This window comes from Natronorubrum aibiense (genome assembly GCF_009392895.1).
Lineage (GTDB): Archaea > Halobacteriota > Halobacteria > Halobacteriales > Natrialbaceae > Natronorubrum > Natronorubrum aibiense.
Map to the genome: position 1 here is coordinate 848260 of NZ_CP045488.1, position 20928 is coordinate 869187.

Below are 20928 nucleotides of genomic sequence, written 5' to 3' on the forward strand. Positions count from 1 at the left end.
TCAACAGGTATGCCACTATCAGTCGTGATCCTCAGCACGGGCGGCACAATCGCAAGTACCGGCGCCGACGGCGGTGCGACGCCGAGCAAACGGGGTGCAGAACTGGTCGACGCCGTCCCAGAACTCGAGGAGTACGCCGACCTCACGGTCGAAGAGCTCGCACAGGTGCCGAGCTACGATATGACGTTCGACACCATGACGGAACTCGCCGCAGCCGTGCGGCGCGTCGCGGCTGACGGCGCGGACGGCGTCGTCGTCACCCACGGCACCGATACAATCGAAGAATCCGCGTACTTCCTCGACCTCACGCTCGAGTGTGCGATTCCGGTCGTTTTCACCGGCGCACAGCGCCGTCCCGACGAGGTCAGCCCGGACGGTCCGGCAAACCTGCTCACGGCAATTCGGGCTGCAACGCACACTGATTTCCACGATGGCGTCTACGTCGCTGCAAACGACGAGGTCCACGCCGCACGCGACGTGACGAAAACTCACACTAGCGCACTCGAGACCTTCGACTCGCCGAGTACGGGACCGATCGCCTCGGTGACGCGCGCTGCCGTTCGGATCGTCCGTGAGCCGCGAAGCTACTCGGCGACATTCGACGTTCGAGACGTGACGAGCGACATCGTGATCGTCGCCAGCGGCGCAGACATGGGTCGTCGACAGATCGATCATGCGCTCGAGGACGACGTCGATGGCATCGTCGTCGACGGGACGGGGCTCGGGAATACGACGAGCGAACTCGGAGACGCGATCGCCGACGCCGTTGCCACGGAGACACCTGTCGTCGTCACCTCGCGATGTCCGGCCGGAACGACGGAACCTGTGTACGGCGGTGGCGGTGGCGGGGAAACGTTGCGCTCACACGGGGCGATCTTCGGCGCCGATCTCCCGGCTCAGAAAGCGCGAATCAAACTCGCAGTCGTCTGTGCCGTCACCGACGATCTCGAGGAGCGACGACAGCTGTTCGCCGGCGAGGAACTCGAACGATAGCTATTTGCCCTCGAGTGCGGTTGGTGGTACCGAATGTCAGACAAACGCCTAGCGGGACGTGTCGCACTCGTTACGGGTGCGAGTTCGGGTATCGGAAACGCGATTGCAGCGAAATTCGGGGCCGAAGGGGCCAGCGTCGTCGTCGCCGACATCAGACGCGAGCCGAAACTCGAGGACGAACAATCCGTCTTCGATCGGCTCGACGCCGTCGGCGCCGACTACGAGTTCGTCGAGATGGACGTCACGGACGAAGACGCGATCATCGACGCACTCGAGACGGCACAAGCCGAGTTCGGCGGGCTGGATATCCTCGTGAACAACGCGGGGATCTACTTCCAGAATCAAGCCCACGAGACGCCGATCGACGAGTACGACGCGATCATGGACGTCAACCTTCGGGGCGTGTTCCTCGCGAGTAAACACGCGCTCGAGTCGCTGAAAGTGAGCGATCACGGAAAGATCATCAATCTCTCGTCGATCTATGGGCTGGTTGGCGGACCGAACAGCGCCGCCTACTGCGCGTCGAAAGGAGGCGTCTCCAATCTGACCCGACAGTTGGCGCTCGATTACGCGAGCGACGAGATCAACGTCAACGCGCTGGCTCCGGGCATCATCGAGACCGCTCAGAATGCCGAGTGGCGCGAAACCGACGAGGAACTGCTCGCCGACTGGCAGGCCTCGACGCCGTGGCCGCGCTTCGGAACGCCTGAAGACGTCGCCGATGCGGCCCTGTTTCTGGCGAGCGACGAGAGCGAGTTCGTCACCGGCCACGTCCTGCGCGTCGACGGCGGCTGGACGGCGTGGTGATTCGCGTGAGCGAACTCCACCTCACCGTTGGCGAAAAGACGTACGTCGCACCGCTGCTCGAGGACGAAGCGCCCGAGTCGGTACGTGCGCTGAAATCGTTCCTGCCACTGGAATCGGAGCTGATGCACGTCCGCTGGAGTGGCCACGCGACGTGGATCAATATCGACGAGATCGAGTTGCCGGACCTGCCGCGGGAGAACCACACCGTCTACCCCTCTCGTGGCGACGTTCTGCTCTACCCCGGCTACAAGAACGAACAGGAGATTCTGGTCGCATGCGGGCCGACGTGTTTCAAAAGTCCGGCGGGTGAACTCGCCGGCAACCACGTCGCGACGCTCGAGGCAACGCGTGACGAACTCACCGCACTGGAAGAGCACACGCTCAGAGACGGCGTGCAGCCGGTTACAGTAGCAATCCGCGAGTCAACCGAAGACTGAGACAATAGGAATCGACCGCGATCCCGGATTGCTCTACTTATTCACCCAGAATGTCCGTCTCGAGGTCGATGCCGTCGACGACGCTCGTCCGCTCGAGGAGGGTCGCATGGTCTGCGCTCCAGCCGATGGTGACGGTTTCGGCTGGATCGATACGCTCGAACGATTTCAGCTGGAGTTCGTGTGCGTCGCCGTCGGTTGTCGTCGCCTCGAGGATCACGTGCGTTCCCGAACCGGGTTGGTGGATAACGTCATCGACCCGGCAGCTGACGCTGTTGTCGAGCTCATCGGAGACCTCGAGATACTGCGGCCGAACGGAAAAGGGGACTTGCTCGCCGATGAGCAGCGCCGGTTCGGAGCGGAGGTTCGACGTGGTCGCGAGAAACGTTCCGAGCGGTGTCTCGATATGCGCGTGGTTGCCGTCGTCGGTGACGTCGGTCAACTCGCCTGTAAAGATATTCGAGTCGCCGACGAACGCCGAGACGAACGCCGTCGCGGGCTCGTTGTAGACGCGCTCGACGGTGTCGGATTGTTCGACTTTGCCATCGTTCATGACGACGATCTGGTCGGCGAGGCGCATCGCTTGTGTCTGGTCGTGCGTGACGTAGACGAACGTCGTATCGAGTTCGCGGTGGAGTCGAAGCAGTTCCCGCTCCATGTGTTTCTGGAGCTTGTAGTCCATGTCCCCGAGCGGTTCGTCGAGCAAGAGGAGTCTCGGTTCGAGGACCATACTCCGAGCGAGCGCGACGCGCTGTTTTTGCCCGGCGGAGAGCTCTTCGGGCTGGCGCTCGATGAGGTCGCCGAGTCGCATCATCTCGACGATATCGTTGACGCGGGTCGTTCGTTCGTCTTTCTCGACGCCGAGGCGTTCTAACCCGTAGGCGATGTTTTCCTCGACGGTCAGATGTGGAAACAGCTGAAAGTCCTGAAATACGAGCCCGATATCGCGTTCGTATGTGGGTGCATCGGTCACGTTTTTCCCACCGAGTCGGATCTCCCCTTCGGTGACCGGTATTTTCCCGACGAGCGAGTGCAGCGTCGTCGACTTCCCACAGCCGCTAGGACCGATCAAGACGCAGAAGTCGCCGTCCGTGATACTGAAGTCGATGTCGTCGACAGCGAGCGTTCCGTCGGGATAGATCTTCGTCAGTCCGCACACCTCGAGTGCGAGGTCATCAATCGGTTCGTCGAGTGTCGGTTCGGTCGGCGAGACGTCCGCCCCGGAGTGGTCTGTATCAGACATGGTCAGTTGTCGATGAGTTCGGCAGCGGTCACTGCATCGGTCACGCTGAGCTCGTCGAAGTAAAGCGCATCGTCGGCGTTCCACCCGAGCACGATCGGATCGCCGACTGTGCCGGTATCCGGACTGTTCGGGACGACGACGTGGAAATCGCGGTCGAGTCCATCGAGCGAGACCGCGAATTCGGTCGTTTCGCCGGTGTATGTCCGTCCTTCGAGGGTTCCAGTGAGCGTTACATCGCAGTCGTCCGTCTCGAGCGAGACGGCTTCTGGACGGATGATCACGACACCTGTACTCTTCTCGGAACCGTTCTGAGCAGTCGCCGTAATCGATCCGATTTCGGTCTCGACGTCGACGGTCTCGCCGTCGACATTGGTCGGAGCGCCATCCGCCATCAGCACGTTCGAGTCACCAACGAACCGGCAGACGAACGCCGTCTTCGGATCGTGATACACCGTCTCGGGGGAGCCGATCTGTTCGATCATCCCGTGGTTCATCACGACAACTTTGTCGGCGAGTTTGAGCGCCTGATCTTGATTGTGCGTGATGTAGAGGAACGTGCTCCCGAGCGTCGAGTGGAGACTCCGCATCTCGAGTTCCATCCGCTTTTGAAGCTTGTAGTCGAGGTCGGCGAGCGGATCGTCGAACAGCATGACCGAACACTCGCGGCTCAACTGTCGCGCCAACTCCACGCGCTGTTGTTGCCCGCCCGAGAGCGCACCCGGCAGGTCGTCTTTGGTCTCCTCGATCGCGAGTAACTCGAGCATCTCGTCGATCGTGGCTTCGATCTCCGCTGTGGAACGCTCACGGCTTCCCTGCTCGAGACCGAACGCGATGTTCTCGGCGACGGTTTTGTGCGGAAACAGCGTCTCTTCGAACTCCTGAAACACGTAGCCGAGTTCGCGCTCCTGTACCGACAGCTCGGACGCATCACGACCGTCGAGTGAGATCCTACCGTCATCGGACTCGATCAATCCAGCGATGCACTTGAGCAGCGTACTCTTTCCACAGCCGCTCGGTCCAAGGACGACGCAGAATTCCCCGTCCTCGACCTCGAGTTCGATATCTCGAAGCACCGTTTCCTCACGAAACGATTTAGTCACTGACTCGATCGAAATTGCGCTAGTCGTCATCACATCACATTGTGTAGGGCGAGCATTTAGCTCTATCTGCTCTGCAGTCGATTCGGAACAGTAGTCGTGACAGCTCATCAAACCGCCGTGGTGACTCCAAGAGGACTCTCGATACGGAATTCACATTTGGGTTGCGAATTTGTGACACTCTTTGACAAGACCCCGCGGGTGCGCGCTGTGAACTACCAGTATAGTGCCGGGAGAGTTGCTCGAACAGGAGATGGATTGTCCGTGCTCGAGTCATCGTTCGGTTCCAATCGGGATGGTTCACATGGCAGAAAGATCATATATAACCCCACAATAGTGTATAGTTGTGTACACATTATAAAATATAAGCTGGACAGTTAACGCGATACCGACTAACCCGTCAGTGGTTTTCGGTCAGTCGTCGCCGGCCACTTCAATCGGAGTGTCGACAGTCATATCGATGTCCTGAGCGAGCGAGACAAGCGTGTAGACGGGTGCCCGTCGTGCCCATTCGTCGATCAGATCCTGATCGAGGTTTTCGCCGTCGAGTTCGATTTCGGCGGTCACGTTCTCGAAGACCGAGTCGGCCTCTTTGAGTTCCTCGAGACCGAAGAGGACCGCTGGATCGAAATCGGTCCGGACGCGCGTCTGGAGGTGGTCAATGTCGACGCCGTTGGCAGCAGCATTGATACTAATGCCGACGTTGATACAGGCAGCCAGCGCTGAGAGCGCTGCTTCGACCGGCTCGATTCGGTCGGTCGCACCAATCCACCCACCAGCATCCAGGACTTCCTTCCATCCGCCGTACGGAAGGGTGTACTCGCGCGTTTCGCGGACGATCGTGTCGCCCCCGAGTTCGTAGCTATCGATTTTCGCCAGACTGTGAGCGGCCGTCCCCTCGTAGGTTGCGGTGGCCCCGAGCCCAAGCTGGACTGCTTCGGGATTTTCGGCTGCGTGTTGGGCGAACCCCTCAAGTGTCTCGAGGTCGATGCCGTGTGCGGTTTGCTGATTGTCAGTCATTTGAGTCGCCTCCCTACAAGAGACGCTACGGTGCTGGAGATACTGTAGCTACTCTGTGACATTTCGGCAGGAACTGCTGTCCCTGCAGTTTCTGAAACCAGAGCAGTTCCTGCAATCTGGCGACGAGCCGCTCTAGTGACAACTGGAACGATTTACCTGAATTGAGGCGCTAATGCCCCTTCCTCAGCGAGCGCCGAAGGCGCGAGCAGGGTGGGGAAGAAGTCACCGTGAGCGGATATCAAGAGTTGAGTTCTGGTTCCACCGGCAGCGCATCGGATCTGTACGTTTCGTACGTCGACTCCGCCCATTCGCGAACCGCCGCTACATCGGTATCGACCAGTGCCTGAACCGTCCCGCTTTCTTGCTCGTAACAACTGATGGCGACGCGATCGTCAAGGAGACCCAGTCCATAGGGAGGAAGGCTGTCGTACTCCAGAACCGTGAAATTATTCCGTTGCATCATCTCTGCACTACGCTCCGGGTACGTTGTTATAAAGTATGTATGGCTATCCGGCTGGTCGATCAGAACGATGTCGACTCCCTCGTCAAGCAATTGCAGAAGGACGTCAAGACAGGGTTCCATCAAAGCAATCTTGGGGTGGACAAATCGAAATTCAGCCGTCTCCTCGAGCAGTGATTCGAATCGGTTAACTGGGCGGTATGGTGCATCGGGTCCGGCGACGGTGACGGTCATCGCTGCCCACGTCTCGACGGAGAAGTCGCTGATCTCGTCAGGGAGCCAGTGCCAGACATCGCGCAATTGTCGCTCCGTTTCGACCTGTTCGACCAACTCTTCCATTCCTGAAGCGACAACCTCACCTAACCGTGTTGCTGCATACTGGTATCCGTCTTTGCGGATCCAGATTCGGTCTTCAAACTCGTCCAACGTTCGCCGTATCGTGGACGACGAAACACCGGTCAACTCGCAGAGCTCAGAGCGGCTCCGAGGACGCTCTGTCAGCGCGACAAGTGCCGGGACGCGGTGGTCAGACCGCGCGAGATACGCGATATCACCGATTGGCGAGTCCGCATTTTGTTGAGGTATGTTATCATAGCCCATATACTGGGTACGTAAACGAGGCCTAAAACGATTCGCCTCCCTATTCGGCGATTCGGCGATCTACACCAGCAATATTTCGATTTGTAACAATACCGTACAACCGGTATATTAAAAGAATTTTGGTAAGACGTATTCGTAGGCGAAATATGTCCACAACGACCGCTCTCGAGAGTCGCCGGCGAACCGTATCGGTGTACCAACTGGAGTACTGTCCGTCGACTCGAGAACATGACATGGCAAACCTGCCACTGAACGGTTCGTTCGCTGGCTTCCTTCGACACCTACCAAAGTCGGGACGTGACTTTTTATCAGTCACAGAGGTAAGAGGCGGAAGCCCACGACTTTAGTCGTGAGGAAGCCGACAAAACGCTACACAGTCCACCACTGTCTGTGGTACCGTTAACTGTCCGTACATCGTACAATCTGTGATGAGCGTCCTCGAGACGGTTCTCGTCGAACTCGTCGTCATCTTGCTGATCGCGGCGACGGTCGGTGTCGCCCTCGCACGGGTCGCGGACATTCCGTACACCATCGCGTTGCTACTCGTCGGCGTCGGCGCATCGGCGTTCGGGGTTCCATACACGATCAGGCTCACCGAGGAGATCATTCTGCTCGTCGTCCTTCCCGCGTTGTTGTTTCAGGGTGGCTCGAACGTCGACCTGCAGCGCCTTCGCGAGAATCTTCCAGCGGTGGTTCTTTTGGCCGGCCCCGGCCTCGTGCTTTCGATACTCCTCCTCGGTATCGTCGGACGGTATGCATTCGGCTACTCGTTGCTCGTCGCCCTGCTGTTCGCGGCGATGATCCTGCCGACGGATGCGGTCTCGGTGGTCGCCGTGTTCGAAGATATCGGGGCACCAGAGCAGCTCGCGACGATCATCGAAAGCGAGAGTCTGCTCAACGACGGCGTCGGCGTAGCCCTCTACACGTCACTGCTTGCGGTCGTTCTCGAGGCCGTTCAACGCGGGATCTCACCGGCAGCTGTGACGTCAGGGTCGGAACTGGCCCAGACCGTCGCGGTCGAACTGCTCGTGGCAAGCCTCGGCGGATTGCTGGTCGGCGTCGTGGCCGGGCATCTCGTCTATCGGGCGATGATCGTCGCAAACGACGCGATGCTCGGCGTCACACTCACCGTCGGCTTGGCGTATGGATCGTACTTTATCGCCGACGCGCTTGGCGCAAGCGGTGCGATCGCCGCCGTCGTCGCTGGACTGCTCATCGGTGATCGCGGCGAGACCGAAGCGCTCGAGTCGCGAACGCGGGTGACGGTCGCGACGACCTGGGATGCCGTCGCTTTCCTGCTCAACACGCTCCTGTTCGTTCTCATCGGCCTCGAGACGCCGATCGGGAACTTCGCCGACAACGCCGAACTCGTCGTGATCGCGTTCGTCCTCGTCGTAGCCGCTCGGTCCGTCGTCGTCTATCCGCTCGTGACGGTCGCCAACCGCTGGCTCACAGCACCGCTCTCGCGACCGGCCCAGCATATCGTCACTTGGAGCGGCTTGCACGCGTCGATTCCCATCGCGCTGGTACTCGGATTACCGTCCGAACTCCCGGTTGCACTTCGAGAGGAGCTGCAGACACTGGTCTTCGGTGTGGCCGCACTCAGTCTCCTCGTCCAAGGCCTTACGATCGGTCCGCTGCTCGAGCGACTCGACATCACCCGCCGGTCGTCAGCGGAAGAAGCCTATCGACTCCTGACCACCCGTCTGCGAGGAGTCGACGCCGCGATTGCGAGTGCAAGTGCACTGCATCGAAGCGAAGAGCTTCCGAGAGACCTCTACCTCGAGTTCTGCGAGGAGTACGGCTGGGAGAAATACCGCCTCGAGACGGCGATTTCACAGCTCCTCGAGCGATACCCATCGGTTCGTCGCCGAGCGGAACTCGAAGGGGAGCGACGCATTCTCGAGAGCGAGAAAGAGGCGGTCATGAACGCGATCAAAGCAGGTGTTGTCGACAGGGACGATGCCGACCGACTGCTCGAAACCGTCGATGCGCGACTCGAGCGTGTCGACGCAGGCGAGAGCGATATCCGGCAACTCGAGGAAACGGCGTTCCACGAGTTCTGGACTGATGTGGTCGACACGTACGATATCGATATCGACGAGTTCTAGCGGGACAACAACGATCAGTCAGTGATCGTCGAAAAAACGACCACCGAAATCGGAGAGATCACCGGTCATCGACTCGAGTCGCAAGTCGGCTCCCGTCACGAGAGCGGCTCAGCTGTCGGGTACTGCCGGCAACGTAATCGAGAACGTCGATCCAACACCCGGCTCCGAGTCAACCCTAATTTCGCCGCCGTGGCGTTCGACGATCCGTTTGCACAGGGCGAGTCCAATTCCGGTTCCCTCGTACTCCTCGGAGCTGTGGAGGCGCTGAAACACCTCGAAAATACGCCCAGTGTCGTCGGGGTCGATACCGATACCCTCGTCGCGAATCGAAATTCGCCACTCTCGCCCGTCACGTTCGGCAGTGATATGAACGCGGGGAGGCCCTTCGCCGCTGTATTCGATCGCGTTGCTCAACAGGTTCTGGAACACGTGTCGCAACTGTCCGTCGTCACCGTAGACCTGAGGGAGTTCACCGATCGTGATCTTCGCATCGGTGTCTTCGATCCGAAGTTGCAGATCAGTTCGGACGTCAGCGACGATCTGTGCTAGCTCAACCGGTTCGAAGGGGTCTCCCTGCGTCTCGACGCGAGAGTACGTGAGCAGGCCGTCGATCATCTCGCGCATCCGTTCGGCACCGTCGACGGCAAACTCGATGAACTCTTCCCCGTCTGTATCGAGGTCGTCGCCGTATCGCTCCTCGAGCAGTTGCAAGTAGCTCGTAATCATCCGCAGCGGCTCTTGCAGGTCGTGGGACGCAGCGTACGCGAACTGCTCTAAGCGTTCGTTTGATTCCTCGAGTTTGCGCTGATACTCGACGCGTGTCGTGATGTCTCGAAGGATCGAGAGATGTTGTCCAGCGGAGATATCTCGTGAGGCAGCGTACTCGACGTGTCTGGTCGTTCCATCCGATCGAACGAGCGGAAAGGTTCCGCGTTCGTTTGTCGACGTCTGAAAATCCTGCCACTCTTCTTCGAAATCGTACCCCTGGGGCGCGAATTCGTCGATCGTACGACCGCGTAACTCGTCGGCTGAGTGGCCGAAGAGCTTGGATGCGCTCTCGTTGATATCAATATAACGCCCACTGTCGTCGGCGATGACCATCGCGTCGAACGAACGGTCGAACACCGCCCGGAATCGATCGTGCTCTCGCTGCAGTTCGTGCTCACGGGTAAGCGCGCGGGCGTCGTGAATGCCGATCCCGAGGCCTGCAACCGAGGCGATAGCAAGGGCGATTGCTCTCGTCGAGTGAGAAAACGGGTTGCTGATCCCGGGATGGAGGGCACGAATGAATAAAAAGACGAGCATCACGCCAACACCGCCAAGACTCCATCTGATGACCCGCGGGTAGAACGCCGCATCGATTTCACTGCTCGTTACCCAAGAGCCGACGTACACAGTCAGTAGCCCCGAGAATCCGATCAGCAGAAAGTCGAAGACGGCGTTCAAAACGAGGCCACCGGTAACGACTTTGTAGACAGAATGAATCGCTGCGACAATCAGCAAGAGATAGCCAAGAACGACGATATTCCTCGAGTTGGCCATTGACAAGATGGTTAATACGGCGCCGTATTTTAATGACTCGGCGCTACGTGTCTCCATTCCTGTACGGTACGTACGTCGGGAAGGTTGCAGCACAAGGAACCACGAAGGAGTGCGATCGGTGTGGTGTGGAGGCGGCGAAGCCTATCTATAGTAGAAATTAGAAATAATTACTCATTTTTGGTATAGAGAGCTGGTTAAGAGCTGTATCAATCACCGTTGTAAGATCGTCGAGTGACTTAAAGAAGCGGTTGCTGAGAGCGCCTCGGAGTTGTCTCCAGCACTCTTCGACAGGATTTAGCTCTGGCAAGTATGCCGGTAACGTGACAAAGTCGAGGTCGTCACGGGTCGCCAGGTCCGTGACGGCCGACGTCTGAAAATACGGCACACCATCCAGCACGATAAGCAAGTCATCTTCGAATTCTTTGCATAATATGAGAATGAAATGTTTGGCGTGTTCGGCGGTTACGTACTCTTTGAATCGAGCGAAAAAGCGATCGCCGTCTTCGGTGATCGCGCCCAACAGACACGTCCAGTCGCGTTGGCCGGATAGTTCAACAGCGGCCGCGTGCCGCGTGGTTTCCTCGCGGCACGCGGCTCGACTTGCACGGATTTCTTGGTCTGATCGATACAGACTACTGTGGCGTCCATATCCCGCCGCTTTTTTTGAATTCCTCGCGGAACGTTTCTTGCTCGTCGACATCGGATTCAGCGGCTGTGCGGCGTGGTTTTTGATAGCTCAATCCTGCTTCTTTGAGCAACCGCCGGCAACTCGGGATTGAGTACTCGACATCGTATGTCTCGTCAAGATACTGCTGGACGAGCGCCGGCGTCCACGCCGGCGCGTCGAGCTCAACTTCCTCAGGAGATTCGTGGACAGTTGCTTCAAACTGTTCTTGCTCTTTTTCCGAGAGCTTTCGCTTTCTCCCAGATCGATGAGCATCAAAAACAGCCTGCTCAAGCGACTCATCAGTATCGAGCCGCTTGAGCCAACTATAGATCGTCCGTCGCTGCACGCCGTACCACCCGGCTAGTTCAGTCTGCGTGACGCCGTTTTTGTACGCTATTGCGGCTAAGAGCCGTTGTGTCGACTTCTTCCCGTCCACGTTGTCGAGAGCATCTTGCAACTCTTCGACTGAGATCTCGTCGAGATGATCCACTGTCTGTTGTATGACTTTATGAGCAAATAGTTCTAACGGTTACTATAGGTTCGTGACCACTCGTGTCCAGCATGTGGATTCGAAACAGACAGAGACGCAAACGCGGTCGTCAGACTCGAGTGGTAGGCGCGTATGGGTCCTGTAGATTCAAACATAGCGCCGACCACTCAAGTCGCCGTCACCCATTCGACCACGTAGAGTACGTGCAAGGTCGCATCGTTTCGCTGTGCGAACTTGATGGCCTGTTTCGCACGTTACGGGCGGATTTGCTTCCGTCGGTCGGAACCAGAATGTCATCGAAGTCGTGCGTGTCGTCCATACCTACTGAGCGTAGTACACATCTCATCCATTACCATTTCTTCACTCGAGTGCGAAAACCCACTTCGAACGACGTTGTCGGGCTCCGTCCGACTGTCTGAGAGATCTTTGATCCCTCTCTGTTTATGGCGAAGAAAAGCTCACCCCAAGACTTTACATCGTATTGCGAGTTTATCCTCCATGACCTCAGGGCTGGATCCGACGGAGGAATACGACGGTTCGATCACTGTTCGACTCTTAGATGACCACACTGGAACGGAGAACGTCAACTGCTCCTCGTACGAAGAAGCGATTGAGGTCGTCAAAGCGAACCAGTATTCGGTCACAGCTGCAAAGATCGAAGATCGAGATAATAATATCGTATTCACGTCCACTGATATGGACATCGATGACTGGGAAAGTGTCTGGCGACAGGAGAGACTCCGTCAGTCTGTCAACGTAGACGAGTACGACTGTCCCTACGATAGCATTTCGTGTTTTGCTGACGACTTATGTGTTCAATGCAAAATAGATAAAGTGCAAAATCAGTATTGATCGAATTTAGCTCTCTCACCCGTACAAGTGCAACCAAGAAACGAAAGAGTTCCTCGACCCAGAACGGACCGGAGTGTCTTCTGGACGCCCTGCCGAACCACTGTGAATTGATACTTTCGACCACAATAGTTAGCAACCAGACGAGTGAGTATCACGTATGGGGAGCGACTGTCATTCACGAGCACGAGGAATCTTGCTGGGACTCGCATGTGGGGACGCGCTCGGACGCCCAGTAGAATTCCAAGGGCCAGAGCGAATTGAACGAACACACGGTCGGGTTACTGAAATGCTCGCTCACGGGACTCATGGGCAGCCTGCAGGGACGATCACCGATGATACGGAGATGGCTCTTTGTATCGCCCGAAGTCTGGCAGAATACGATACATTTGAGCCAGAAGACGTCGCTGCCCGATTCGTTGACTGGAAGCAATCTGGACCGTTCGACATCGGGATTATGACCTCGAGTGCACTCCAACGAATCCAGAACGGCGAGTCGTGGGACGAAGCCGGCCAGCGTGAATGGGAAGCGAGCATGGAGGGGAGTAACGCCGGCAACGGCAGCCTGATGCGGTGTGCGCCGTACGCCATCGCGTATCGAAACGACCCTGCTGAACTCGTCGAGATCAGCCGGCAGTCGTCGGCGATCACCCACGCTGATCTGCGGTGTCAATGGAGTTGTGCGCTCTTCAACCGGACGCTCGCGAATCTTATGACTGATGTCGAACGGCCGCTCGAAACAGTCCTGGATGATATTGGATCGAAACTCCCCGACGACGTTCGGAACGTCGTTGAACCAGTCACCGCCGCTCGCCGCGGCGAACCAGTGGACATCTCTCTCGAGAACTCAGGATATGTCGTCACGACGCTCCAAACAGGCCTGTATCACGGACTGACCGCCGAGACTGCTGAAGACGCGATCGTCGACGCAGTGATGATGGGTGGCGATACGGATACGATCGGTGCCGTCACCGGCGCAGTTGCAGGTGCCCGGTTCGGAGCGGGTGCACTGCCTGAGCGATGGCGAACAGCGATCGACGAAGCCGACGAACTGCGTCGATTGGCGACTGATCTAATCGAACGATAGCGCGCCTACCCGCCAACGGGGTGGTGTCCAATGCACTACCTCCCGTCGGTCAGCGAGTCCACGGCAAGTACCACGCAAAACACCGATCCGCGTTACTCTTGAGAGAGTCGCCCCGGCGTCCAGTCGCCGTCGAACTCCTCGTGACGGAACGGCTTTGCATCCTCTCCAGCATACGTCCCGACGATCTGGCCATCACCCTCGAGGTGATACTTGTACGTCGTCAGACCCTCGAGACCGACTGGACCACGAGCGTGGATCTTGCCGGTGCTGATGCCAACCTCTGCACCGAGACCGAATCGGAAGCCGTCGCTAAAGCGCGTCGAGGCGTTGTGGAAAACGCTCGCCGAATCGAGACTTCGCATGAAGGTGCTGGCTCGGTCGGCGTCCTCGGTCACGATCGACTCCGTGTGCTTGGAACTGTACTCGGTGATGTGATCGATGGCGTCCTCGAGCGAGTCGACGACTTTGATCGAGAGGATGAGATCGCCGTACTCGGTCGACCAGTCCTCCTCGGTCGCTGCCTCCATCTCGACGATCGCACGCGACGCTTCGTCGCCACGCAGTTCGACGTCAGCGTCCTCGTAGCGGGCGACGATTTCGGGGAGGAACTCCTCGGCGACGTCCGCGTGGATCAGCAGCGTCTCGACGGCGTTACAGACGGCCGGATACTGGACTTTCGCGTCGTAGGCGATGTCGACGGCCATCTCGAGGTCGGCATCGTCGTCGACGAAGACGTGACAGACGCCTTCGGTATGGCCGAGCACGGGAATGCTCGTGTTGTCCTGGATGTAGCGGACGAACTCGGAGCTGCCACGTGGCATGAGCAGGTCGATCGAGTCGTCCATCTCGAGCATGGCGTTGACGTCTTCTCGGGCTTCGATGAGTTGGGCCCAGCCGTCGGGCTTGTCGGACGTGGCCTCCGCGATGATGTCGTAGAGCACCCGGTTCGAGTGGCTAGCTTCGCTGCCGCCTTTCAGCATGACGGCGTTGCCGGATTTGAGGCTGAGCGCAGCAATCTGGACCAGAGCATCGGGCCGGGACTCGAAGACGGTCCCGATGACGCCGATCGGGACGGCGACCTTGTACAGTTCGAGGTTGTCGTCGAGGCGTCGCGAGGTGAGTGTTTTCCCGAGTGGGTCGTCTTGGTCGGCGACACTTCTGACCATCTCGGTGATGGATTCGAGTTTCGATTCCGACAGCTTCAGGCGATCGACGAGCGCCTGACTGTACTCGCCTTCCTCGAGCAGCTTCTCGGCTTCCGCGACGTCTTTCTCGTTGGCCTCGAGGATCTCCTCGTGGCGTTCGTCGATCGCATCGGCGATCGCTCGCAGGCCCGCACTTCGTTCGTCGTCGTCGAGTTTCGCCAACTCGAGGGCGGCGGTCTGTGCCTCCTGAACTTTGGTTTCCGTTGTCTTCTCAGTCATCGATGACACCGTTGATGGGAAGGAATAACGTCCCCACGGGCTTGGCAGCAGCGATTTTCTCGAGGACGTCTTCCTCGGTCGACCTGGCGATAATGGCTGGAATGCCGTGCTCGCTAACGTCTCGTGCGCCTTTGACCTTCGTCTGGATGCCGCCGAACTGGGAACTCGAACTCTCGTCGATGATCGACTGTACTTCGTCGTAGTTCCGACCGACGGCCTCGATGCGTTCCGCGTCGGGATCTTCTTTCGGATTCCCGGTGTAGACGCCGCCGACGTCGGTGAGCGTAACTAGCAGGTCGACATCGACGCCGAGCGCGACCGACGACGAGAGCATATCGTTGTCGCCGATCCGAATCTCCTGCGTTGCGACCGCGTCGTTCTCGTTGATAATCGGGACGACACCCCACTCGAGGAGGGTTTCAATCGTGTTGTGGACGTTCGTAAACCGCTCGGGGTTCTCAAGGTCGTGTTGGGTGAGCAAGAGCTGGGCGACTTTCCGGTCGTAGCGCTCGAAACTCTCCGTATAGCGTCGCATGAGGTGGCTCTGACCGACGGTCGCCAGCGCCTGCGACTCCTCGACGGTCTCGCCGGTGTAGCCGATCCGTCCCACGCCTGCACCAACTGCACCTGAGGAGACGAGGATCACTTCCTTCCCCCGCTCAAGGAGGTCAGCGAGGTCGTCGACGAGTTTATCGAGTTTCTCGTCGTCGAGGTTCGACTCCTCATCGGTAAGAGAGTTGGTCCCGGCTTTGACGATCACGCGGTCGGCGTCGGCCGCGAGTTGTCGCGCCTGATCGACTTCTCCGGCGTCGATTTCGGTCCCCTTACTCATCTTCGGACTCCATTGCGAGTTCTTTGGATCGCCGTTCGGCCGCACTGACTGCGTCGACAACCGCCTCGTCGGCGTTACTGTCCCACAGCACTTCCATGCCTTCGATGGTCGTTCCGTTGGGCGAACAGACCGCATCGATCAGGTCGTCGATACTCTGGTCGGACTGCAAAACGGTTTCCGCGGCGCCTTTGAACGTCTGTGCGGCGAGCGTTTTGGCCTCGTCATCATCGAGGCCGCCCTCGACGCCCGCCTGTTTCATCGCATTCAGGAGATAGAACACGAACGCCGGCCCACTTCCATTGACGGCCGTCGCGATGTCCATCTGCTGTTCGTCGATCTCGACGAACTCCCCGACGTCGTCAAGGAGTTCTCTGACGTCGTCGGTGACGCTGTGTTGGGTCACGGCCGCTGCCATGTTCCCCGTCTCAGCCGCGAGGTTCGGCATGATCCGAACGACCGTCGCGTCAGTGTGTGGCTCGATTACGTCCGTCGAGACCCCCGCAGCGAGTGTGACCAGCGTCTGGTCCGCCGAGAGATCGATGTCGTCGACGACGTGCATGACGATATCTGGTTTCACCGCGACGATAACCACATCAGCTTCCGCTGCGACGGCGGGATCCGACGTCGTCGTCGAACTGTACTCGGCTACCGACTCGAGCGCGTCTGGGTCCAGGTCACACGCCGTCAGCGTGTGACTACCGGCCTTCGAGAGCCCTTTCAACAGGGCACTCCCCATGTTTCCGCACCCGATGACGCTCACATCTGTCATCCTATTACAGTTGAGGCGGTAAGAGCAACATACAGTTTTGGGTTCTCGCTCACACCCATATGGAAATGTATTGATAATATAGTCGTTGCACTCAAACAGATACTGCAGAGGTGTTCTGGCCGCTCAGCGTTCTTCGTCCGAACTAAGATGCACGCAACCGGTCTGCAGCAGTTCACTCGAGTCTTGATTCGTATGGTAATTTCCAATACGTTCCCACACTTGCTAAATGACTGAATACTAAGCCACCAGTGAATTTAATGTATTCGACAACGTAACAAGCAACTATGTACGATCTGACCGGCTTCCAGCGCGACCTGCTCTACGTCGCTGCCGGACTGGATAATCCCCACGGACTCGCGATCGAAGAGGAACTCGAGGACTACTACGAGTCGGAGATCCATCACGGCCGCCTCTATCCGAACCTCGATACGCTCGTCGACAAAGGTCTGCTCGAGAAAGGCAGCAAAGACCGTCGAACCAATTTCTACACGGTTACCCGCCGGGGAACGCGCGAGATCGAGGACCGACGAAACTGGGAGGATCAGTACGTCGACGATCTGCTCGAAGAACAATAACGGACAGTCACATCGAGCAGAGTCATTGTGCAGAACTCACTCCACTGGCTGGGCATCGGGGAACTGATAGCTCCCGTCGAGGATCTCCTCGCGCGGCTCGTAGAGTCGAACGGTGTAGTTCCATTCCTCCGGCGTATAAAGATAATTCGGCTGGTCGGGGTCACCGCCGAAGTGAATCGTGACACTGCCGTCATCGGCTGACTCTGCAGTCACGTTGTTGATCGCGTACGCATCGTATTCGTTTTCCTCGAGGTACCAGTCGCTGTTGTAGACGGTGACCGACCAGTACCCGTCGACGGGGACGTCCTCGACGGTGAGCGTATATGGCGTGTCGCCGTCGTTGCCCTCGGGCGTTCGCCAGAGGACGAACTCGTCCGTCTCCGGACTGCCGCCCCAGGCAACCGCGGTACCGAGGAGGTGCTTGACGGGATCGACCTCGTCGGCGTCGCCCCACACGCCCCGGGAGTCATCCATCGTCTCCCCGACCGTGATAAGCGCATTGCGGATTTCCTCGAGTGAGTCCTGATCCCAGTTGGGGATCTCGAACGTTCCGGTCGATTCCTGACTCGCCGTAATCTCGTCTTGGATGGCGTGAACGGTTTCGATGTCGTCCGGATCGTTCGGATCGAATAACGTGCGGACCAGAACCAGACAGTACCGCGTCCCGACTTCGTCCTGTGTCAGCGTGTATTCGCCGGCGGTCGTGGACGATCCTCGCAAGTAGTTATTTTGATTGATGATGATCAGCAACTGATAGCGGTCACCGGTGTCCGGTTGGGTGACGGTGACCGGCTCGGTCAGGTCGAAGACACCAGCCGAGTAAAGCGTATCACGATTCATCTGGATGACGTCCTGCTCGTCGATGGGGACTAGCTCTCGGATGTGATAGAATTCGCCGAACCCGCCCAGTTCGGCGTATCGCGCGAGGTACGTGTCGGACTCTGCGCGCGGGTAGTTCTCCCACGTGACCGGGACTGGCTCGTCTGTCTCGTTTTCAGTCTGGTGGGTATTTACCTCCGGGGAGTGTTGGCTGGCAGTTGCGCTGCCGCCGCCCATCGCGAGTACGCCGGCAAGACCCGCTCCGTAAAGCGCGGTGCGACGGGTTGCTTGCAGCGGTTCGGAGTCTGACTCTGGCGTCGTGTGGTGTGGTTCGTTGCTCATGCCGTATCTTTCTGAGTAGCTCACAGGAACGGTGGGAGCCGACTCAGACACTCCCACTCCAGCGTTCCATATAATACAGTGACGATTATTAGAAATAATGTCATGACAAGATGAGTGTATCGAGGTGATGTGTTAATCGAGTCGGTATCCAGTCCGAGAGGGCCACTGTCGGTGAGTGAGTGATCGACCCGGTTACGAATCTCCGTTCGTTGTCGGGTCGAAGGACTCGACTAACCATGCCGCCAGCCCGTCGAGGCCAGGGAAGAGCGTCCGGTGGTTGACGTTCGACTGGGTGAGTTTCTCCCGGAACGTCCGTTTTTTCTCGGCCGGGATGATGACTCTCCGGAAGAACTCCGGGTGGGTCTCGAGCCATTTGTCCATCGGCTGCTGAGGGTCGGCCGGAAACCAACTCGAAAAGAGTGCTCCTTGGTTGGCAATCCGCTGGTCGATCGGTGGTGGTTCGAAGAACACTGCATACGGCTCTGGGTGCTGGTTGATGAATTCCGTCACGATTGCGTTGATCTCTAACAGGCTTGCCGACCCAGTGCGCACGTGAGCCTGTGCCGTCTCCTCACCGCTCCCCTCGAGTATCATTTCGATCCCTGCTTCCAGCAGATCGATGTCGAGCATCTCGGTCTCTGCCAGCTCACAGACGTCCTGTAGACTGTCCGGCAGGTGTTCGTGAGCAGCTGCGTAGTCCACGACGAGCACTTCCCCATCGACGTCGGGATCACCACCTGTCGCGAAGTACGTCGCTACCAGTGGCGAATACGTCCAGTCGAGGAGCCGCGTCGGAAGCCCGTGGTGTTGTGCGAGCGACTGAAGACGAGGGAACGATTCCGGTTCGTCGATGAACTGTTGGGCATACTTGTTGAACGCTCGCAAGAGGTGGATCTCCAGTTGCCACTCGCCAGTGGTGCCGACGAATCGTTGGAGAGAGGTCTGGAGCGTGTATGCCTCGTTGGAGTGCCCACGGAATACCTCCGACGTATGATACTGGCTGCTTGATTCCTCGGGCAACCCCTCGTAGAGGAGTCGCTGAAGGGTCTGCCAGTCTTCGGCCCGGTCGACCGTCACGCTACCGTTCGCCATACTGGTAAAACGAGTGCTAACAAGTTATAGTGCGAGGCAGCGCTCGTCACCGCACCCTGAAGTCCGGATGCTGACGCCGAACGACGGGTCACCCCATGGTGAGTGCACGATCAGGTCCACGGACAGACCCACCCGCAGTGAATAAGGCTGGTGGCGCAAGCGAAGGAGCAGAGGGTCTTCGACTATGGTTCGAACGGGATCGGTGTCGAGACTGGCCTGTTAGACACAGCGCATACGTTCAGCACGCCCGTCAGCACAAAACGGAAGTCAAGACCACGGTCGATAGCGCGCCGACTCGGTTGTACTGGCCAACACAGTCGAATCCGCGCTCCTGTCTCACTCGAGTGGCTCGGCTTCGGGGAACTGATAGCTTCCATCGAGAACCTCCTCACGTGGTCGGTAGAGTCGGACGATATAGCGCCATCCTTCCGGAGTGTAGAGGAAGTTCGGTTGATCGGGGTCACCGCCGAGGTGTACCGTGACAGTACCGTCATCGTCCCGTTCTGCGGTCACGTTGTTAACCGAGTACGCGTCGTACTCGTTCTCCTCGAGCAACCAGTCGCTGCTGTAGACGGTGACCGACCAGAACGCGTCAACGGGGACAGTATCCGGTTCGTCGACGGTGAGTGTGTACGGTGTTTCGCCGTCGTTCTGTTCGGGATACCGCATCACTAGTAACGACTCCCACTCAGGAAGTCCGCCAACCCCGAACGCCGCGGAGCCGATGTAATGCTTGACGGGGTCAACTTCGTCGACATCGCCATAGACGCCTCCTAAGTCGTCCATTGTCTCTCCGACCGTGATGAGCGCCGCCTGGAGTTCTTCGAACGATTCTTGATCCCAGTTGGGAATCTCGAACGATCCCGACGATTGTTGACGTACCGTCGTTTCGTCCTGTAGTCTATGAACTTCGTTCACATCATCTGAATCATTCAGGTCGACAAACGTGCGCATGAGGGCACTGACATACTGCGTTCCGATCTCATCCTGCGTCAACGTGTACTCGCCGGGATCAGAGAGAACCCCTTTCACGTACTGATCTTGGTTGGTAAGAACTATCGACTGGTATCGGTCACCGGTGTCCGGTTTCGTGATGGTAACCGGCTCGGTTAGGTCGAATATTCCCCACGAGTAAAGCACCTCATGATTTGGTGCCTTTGGTTGGTTGACCTGCTCCTCTATGGGGGGAATATCTCGGTAGTGCTTGAACTCGCCAAATCCGTCGATTTCGACATGTGATTCGAAGTAGTCATCTGCTTGGGCGCGTAGGAAGTTCTCCCACGTCACTGGGATTGGTTCGTCATCCGCTGACGTCTCGCTTTCAGCCTGCTGGGTGTTCGCCACCGAGGCGGTTTGGCTGGCAGTGGCGCTGCCACCACCCAGCGCGAGCATTCCGGCGAGACCCGCCCCGCGAAGTGCGTTTCGGCGCGTTGCCCGCAGCAGTTCGGAACTCGATTCTGGCGTCGTGTGGTTTGTCTCTTTGCTCATGACTCGTATCTCTCTGAGTGGCCCACAGCAGCGGTTGAGGCCGACTCACACGTTCGCACTCCAGCAGTCCATATAATTTAGTGTCGATACTGGGGAATAGTTTCATGTCATGATGATAGTGGTAGATGGATGACCATCTCTGAGCTCTCGATCGACTATTTATACCTGTAGTGAGAGATCATAAACA

17 protein-coding genes and 2 pseudogenes are annotated in these 20928 nt (G+C 58.1%); 7 read left to right on the forward strand and 12 right to left on the reverse strand.

Annotated elements, in window-relative coordinates; translation table 11 throughout:
- Window positions 1-9: 9 nt before the first annotated feature.
- The 3 genes from GCU68_RS04260 to GCU68_RS04270 are packed head-to-tail and all read left to right on the forward strand — an operon-like array spanning window position 10 to window position 2237.
- Window positions 10-993 (forward strand): asparaginase, encoded by a 984-nt coding sequence (locus GCU68_RS04260; protein WP_152939287.1) that lies wholly within the window; start codon window positions 10-12, stop codon window positions 991-993.
- A gap of 33 nt (window positions 994-1026) precedes the next feature.
- Complete coding sequence (locus tag GCU68_RS04265) at window positions 1027-1800, forward strand: SDR family NAD(P)-dependent oxidoreductase (RefSeq protein ID WP_152939289.1); 774 nt, start codon at window positions 1027-1029, stop codon at window positions 1798-1800.
- Complete coding sequence (locus GCU68_RS04270; RefSeq protein ID WP_152939291.1) at window positions 1797-2237, forward strand: DUF3830 family protein; 441 nt, start codon at window positions 1797-1799, stop codon at window positions 2235-2237. The genes GCU68_RS04265 and GCU68_RS04270 overlap by 4 nt, the downstream gene beginning before the upstream one ends.
- A gap of 37 nt (window positions 2238-2274) precedes the next feature.
- Here the strand turns inward: GCU68_RS04270 and GCU68_RS04275 are convergent, their stop codons facing one another.
- The 4 genes from GCU68_RS04275 to GCU68_RS04290 all read right to left on the reverse strand — a co-directional run bounded on the left by GCU68_RS04275 (window position 2275) and on the right by GCU68_RS04290 (window position 6654).
- A complete protein-coding gene (locus tag GCU68_RS04275; protein WP_152939293.1) occupies window positions 2275-3477 on the reverse strand; it encodes an ABC transporter ATP-binding protein in 1203 nt (400 codons plus the stop codon).
- Window positions 3478-3479: 2 nt separating this feature from the next.
- Window positions 3480-4607: an ABC transporter ATP-binding protein gene (locus GCU68_RS04280; RefSeq protein WP_193565068.1), complete on the reverse strand. Its 1128-nt coding sequence runs from the start codon at window positions 4605-4607 to the stop codon at window positions 3480-3482.
- Between the two features lie 381 nt (window positions 4608-4988).
- The gene (locus GCU68_RS04285) at window positions 4989-5594 is read right to left on the reverse strand and encodes an OsmC family protein (protein WP_152939297.1); all 606 of its coding nucleotides are present in this window, start codon (window positions 5592-5594) and stop codon (window positions 4989-4991) included.
- 238 nt (window positions 5595-5832) lie between these two features.
- Window positions 5833-6654: a helix-turn-helix transcriptional regulator gene (locus GCU68_RS04290; protein WP_152939299.1), complete on the reverse strand. Its 822-nt coding sequence runs from the start codon at window positions 6652-6654 to the stop codon at window positions 5833-5835.
- Between the two features lie 428 nt (window positions 6655-7082).
- Between GCU68_RS04290 and GCU68_RS04295 the strand changes: the two genes are divergently transcribed.
- Window positions 7083-8765, forward strand: a complete 1683-nt coding sequence (locus GCU68_RS04295; RefSeq protein ID WP_152939301.1) for a cation:proton antiporter — start codon at window positions 7083-7085, stop codon at window positions 8763-8765.
- Between the two features lie 108 nt (window positions 8766-8873).
- Here the strand turns inward: GCU68_RS04295 and GCU68_RS04300 are convergent.
- Window positions 8874-9932, reverse strand: a pseudogene (locus GCU68_RS04300) (sensor histidine kinase); the annotation flags it as partial.
- Between the two features lie 532 nt (window positions 9933-10464).
- A pseudogene (locus GCU68_RS04305) lies at window positions 10465-11464 on the reverse strand (IS630 family transposase).
- 498 nt (window positions 11465-11962) lie between these two features.
- On the opposite strand from GCU68_RS04305, the gene GCU68_RS04310 reads away from it, so the two are divergent.
- The gene (locus tag GCU68_RS04310; protein WP_152939305.1) at window positions 11963-12316 is read left to right on the forward strand and encodes a hypothetical protein; all 354 of its coding nucleotides are present in this window, start codon (window positions 11963-11965) and stop codon (window positions 12314-12316) included.
- Between the two features lie 157 nt (window positions 12317-12473).
- Window positions 12474-13400: an ADP-ribosylglycohydrolase family protein gene (locus tag GCU68_RS04315; RefSeq protein ID WP_152939307.1), complete on the forward strand. Its 927-nt coding sequence runs from the start codon at window positions 12474-12476 to the stop codon at window positions 13398-13400.
- 92 nt (window positions 13401-13492) lie between these two features.
- On the opposite strand, the gene GCU68_RS04320 is transcribed toward GCU68_RS04315, so the two are convergent.
- Genes GCU68_RS04320 through proC form a run of 3 tightly spaced genes read right to left on the reverse strand, consistent with a single transcriptional unit; the run spans window position 13493 to window position 16392 of the window.
- Window positions 13493-14824 carry a glutamate-5-semialdehyde dehydrogenase gene (locus GCU68_RS04320; RefSeq protein WP_152939309.1) on the reverse strand — a complete coding sequence of 444 codons (1332 nt, stop codon included), beginning with the start codon at window positions 14822-14824 and terminating at the stop codon, window positions 13493-13495.
- A complete protein-coding gene (proB, locus tag GCU68_RS04325; protein WP_152939311.1) occupies window positions 14817-15656 on the reverse strand; it encodes a glutamate 5-kinase in 840 nt (279 codons plus the stop codon). Before proB ends, GCU68_RS04320 begins: the two co-directional genes overlap by 8 nt.
- Window positions 15649-16392 (reverse strand): pyrroline-5-carboxylate reductase, encoded by a 744-nt coding sequence (gene proC / locus GCU68_RS04330; protein ID WP_264373481.1) that lies wholly within the window; start codon window positions 16390-16392, stop codon window positions 15649-15651. Before proC ends, proB begins: the two co-directional genes overlap by 8 nt.
- A 317-nt stretch (window positions 16393-16709) precedes the next feature.
- Between proC and GCU68_RS04335 the strand changes: the two genes are divergently transcribed.
- Complete coding sequence (locus tag GCU68_RS04335) at window positions 16710-17000, forward strand: helix-turn-helix transcriptional regulator (protein WP_152939315.1); 291 nt, start codon at window positions 16710-16712, stop codon at window positions 16998-17000.
- Between the two features lie 36 nt (window positions 17001-17036).
- Here the strand turns inward: GCU68_RS04335 and GCU68_RS04340 are convergent, their stop codons facing one another.
- The 3 genes from GCU68_RS04340 to GCU68_RS04350 all read right to left on the reverse strand — a co-directional run bounded on the left by GCU68_RS04340 (window position 17037) and on the right by GCU68_RS04350 (window position 20741).
- Window positions 17037-18161 (reverse strand): DUF1214 domain-containing protein, encoded by a 1125-nt coding sequence (locus GCU68_RS04340; protein WP_152939317.1) that lies wholly within the window; start codon window positions 18159-18161, stop codon window positions 17037-17039.
- Between the two features lie 192 nt (window positions 18162-18353).
- Complete coding sequence (locus GCU68_RS04345; RefSeq protein ID WP_152939319.1) at window positions 18354-19253, reverse strand: FRG domain-containing protein; 900 nt, start codon at window positions 19251-19253, stop codon at window positions 18354-18356.
- Window positions 19254-19589: 336 nt separating this feature from the next.
- A complete protein-coding gene (locus GCU68_RS04350) occupies window positions 19590-20741 on the reverse strand; it encodes a DUF1214 domain-containing protein (RefSeq protein WP_152939320.1) in 1152 nt (383 codons plus the stop codon).
- Between the last annotated feature and the right edge of the window lie 187 nt (window positions 20742-20928).